Origin of the sequence: Teichococcus aestuarii (genome assembly GCF_042651065.1) — a bacterium.
Classification (GTDB): domain Bacteria; phylum Pseudomonadota; class Alphaproteobacteria; order Acetobacterales; family Acetobacteraceae; genus Pseudoroseomonas; species Pseudoroseomonas aestuarii.
In genome coordinates this window covers 1-923 of the sequence record NZ_JBHSCH010000166.1, presented here as the reverse complement: position 1 = coordinate 923, position 923 = coordinate 1, and the positions used below count along the sequence as shown (strand labels likewise).

At 70.9% G+C, this 923-nt stretch carries 1 protein-coding gene; it reads left to right on the top strand.

Features of this window, described 5'->3' with window-relative positions; translation table 11 throughout:
• A partial coding sequence (locus ACFOY6_RS24180) for a replicative DNA helicase (protein WP_379652464.1) occupies positions 1-923 on the top strand: 923 nt, incomplete at both ends.

Here is a 923-nt window from a genome sequence, read left to right as displayed (position 1 = left end):
CAGCGGCGCATCGATGCCGGGCAGGTCGCGGATGCCGTGACGCTGCGCGGCGACTTCGAGGGGTCGGAGCTGCTGACGTCGGTGGGCGGTGTCGCCTACTTCGCCCAGCTGCTGAGCGCGATGGTGGGGGTGGTCAACGCCGAGGGCTATGCCCGCGAGGTCCAGCACTGCTGGCTCCGCCGTGAGCTGGTGGAGTTGGGGGAGTGCATCGTCAACCGCGCCCATGGCTGCGAGCCGGGCCTGGAGCCGGTGCAACAGATCGAAGACGCCGAGGCGGTGCTGAGCGTGCTGGCCGAGGGCGGCAATCCCACGGCGCAGCTGATCCGGGCGCGGGACGCGGCACAGGAAGCCGTGGACGCCATGGAGCGGGCCATGAAGTCGGGCGGCGGCTTGCTGGGCGTCGATACCGGCCTGCGCGGCGTCAACCGGATGACCAAGGGCCTCCGGGCGCATCAGCTGGTGCTGATCGGCGCGCGCCCCTCGATGGGCAAGACGGCCCTCGCCGCGACTATCGCCTACAATGCCGCGGGTGCGGGCTCGCGCGTGCTGTTCGTCACGGCAGAGATGAGTGCGGCCGACGTGGTGGCCAGGATGATCGCTGCCCATGCCGGGGTGGACCTGGTGGAGGTGCTGAGCGGGCACGAAGATACCGGAGAGCAGCTGGTGCCGCTCCGCCAGGGCAAGGTGGACCGCATCGTGGCGGCGCAGCAGGCTATCTCCGCGCTGCCAATCGAGTTCGAGGAAGCCAGCAGCCCCAGCGTACCGTATCTGCGCGGCCGGGCGCGCAGGATGCAGCGGCAGCGCGGCCTCGGGCTGATCGTGGTGGACTATCTCGGCCTGCTCAAGGCCAGCGACGCCGCGGCGCGCCAGTCGCGCAACGAGGCGGTCAGCGAGATCAGCCGGGGCCTGAAGGCCATGGCGAA